The sequence below is a fragment of the Vibrio sp. 10N.222.46.A1 genome, from assembly GCF_041473595.1.
Lineage (GTDB): Bacteria > Pseudomonadota > Gammaproteobacteria > Enterobacterales > Vibrionaceae > Vibrio > Vibrio tasmaniensis_A.
Map to the genome: position 1 here is coordinate 1 of NZ_JBFRSN010000723.1, position 2,057 is coordinate 2,057.

Annotated in this window: 2 protein-coding genes; both read left to right on the forward strand. The window is 40.1% G+C overall.

The window, feature by feature from the left end; translation table 11 throughout:
• Nucleotides 1-88: 88 nt before the first annotated feature.
• Nucleotides 89-1,213 carry a hypothetical protein gene (locus tag AB4496_RS19090; RefSeq protein WP_102258346.1) on the forward strand — a complete coding sequence of 375 codons (1,125 nt, stop codon included), beginning with the start codon at nucleotides 89-91 and terminating at the stop codon, nucleotides 1,211-1,213.
• 258 nt (nucleotides 1,214-1,471) lie between these two features.
• The gene (locus AB4496_RS19095) at nucleotides 1,472-2,050 is read left to right on the forward strand and encodes a DUF2913 family protein (RefSeq protein WP_017101494.1); all 579 of its coding nucleotides are present in this window, start codon (nucleotides 1,472-1,474) and stop codon (nucleotides 2,048-2,050) included.
• Nucleotides 2,051-2,057: the final 7 nt, after the last annotated feature.

Consider the following 2,057-nt stretch of genomic DNA (forward strand, 5'->3'; position numbering starts at 1 on the left):
CATAAATTAGTATTACTTCGAGGTGTTTCTCTTCTTACGCTGTTAGCCTAGAAAAACACATGGGTTACTAGAAGAGAAAAGGACGGATATGACACTTCCTATTTTTCACTCAAACAACGTTCCACATTCTCAGTCGGATTATTTATCTGAGCTCTGGAGGAAGATTGAAAAAAATGAACGGCGTAATCAAAAGGCCGAGCTCAAGGTCAATCAGCTTTTTTCTGAATACAAAGATAAACTGACTCCCTATGATAAAAAGCTCGACCATCTTCACTGTGCCTGGGTTAAGCACTTGATGTCATTTTTGACCTCAAAAAAACTCAAAACCAATATCCGCAATCGCTTGATGCAAGCGATTGAACAGGAGTTAATTGAATTGCTTGATCGCCCTTTTATCAATGATAGAGACAAAGTCGAGGCGTTATGCGAAGAGTATGAAACCTATCATAATAAAGTATTTCAGAAAGAGAAACAGCAAGCGCTCAATGCAGCTTGTCGAGAATTTGAAAACGGCATGAAGGAGATGTTCGGCGCTGATATTGATTTACCCCACAAAAAAATCCGTGAAATTCTGGCTTCTGGTGATCCATTCGCCATTGAAGCTTTTATCAGTACCTTATGGGCCTCTTTTGTTAAACATAATAACGACTCGTTTTCACCACGGGCCCAAAATGAGGACGATTGGGACGATTTTGAATTCGATTATTTTGAGAGTGAAGACGACGACGCGCTTAACATCAAAGAAATGTTCCGAGGTACTCAACTCAACAAAATGTACAAACGCATTGCGAGTGTTATCCATCCAGATAAAGAGTCTGACCCGTTAAAGAAAGAAGAGAAACATCGTTTAATGCAGAAACTGGCGGTGGCCAAACGAGAGAATGATGTGATGACCTTAGTCCGAATGCTGACAGAATATGTCCCCGATTCTGAGCACCTTCTTGATGAAACAACTTTAGTGAGAATGGAGCATTTGCTCGAAATGAAGCTCCTGGATTTAAATCGGGCCCACCGTGACATCTTTAGCCAACAAGGAGTTAAGTCTCAAGTCTGGAGACAATTCTCAGCACCAAGCAAGAAGAAGACGCAAGCCAAAATGGAAAAGTATCTTGAAATGATTGATGATTCGATAGTCTCGCTTGAAAAAAGAATAAGAAAAGTTAACAGTATCAATCAATTAAAAAAATATTTAGGATCTCTTACCTTCTATTGATTCTGTGTCTAGAAAAGAGGCTTAATCATGGTGGTTTAAGAGGTTCGAAATACCGCTTGCTCACCCTTCGACTGGCTTCGCCAGCTACGGGATTGCGACGAGCGGTGCCATTAAAGTTTGAGCAGGTATATGTTCGCGTTCCCCGTTAATTTTTGAATGCGCCTTATTATTTAAGCCTTAATACACGCTGATTACGCACTCAATTTAAAATCGTGAAAAACAGCTAGGAAGCTTCAATTAAAGAGAAAGAATAAATTCATGAGTCGAAACCTTAAGCACTATCAAGCCCTTGATGAGATCGTGACGAATGCGCTTCTCGCACTGTATTTAACCATGAGTCAACAAGGTGGATATTGGACAACGAAAAGAAGAAATGAACTGTTGGTAAAATTCATCAAACCAAAAGTAAAACGGCCTCAGTTCTCGACATGTAAAAATGAACTCAAAACCATGATCAGTATTGGCCGAAGTGTAACAGGCAACCTCGAAAAAAAAATGTGGGAGGTAAATCAACTGAATCTCGGGTATCAAGCCAAGTTCTCACAGGCTGATGAACTCTATATCATGTTAACGGAATTATTTGAGCAGCATCAGTTTCCAACTATGTTGGAAGACCCCACAAAAGAAATGGAACGAGATACTCTTTACATGAAAGAAAAAAGCATAGAGCAAGGGTTTGATGAAGACAATAACCAGATAAAACCCCTGGCTATGACGGTGAAAACCCATCGGTTGGAAGCGTTAATTGAAGCGCTAAAAGCCAAAGGCTTTTATCGCGTTGAAGTTGACTCTGAAGAGAAAGATGAAGTCATTCACCTTTTATTGCACCGAGAGTGATAACGAT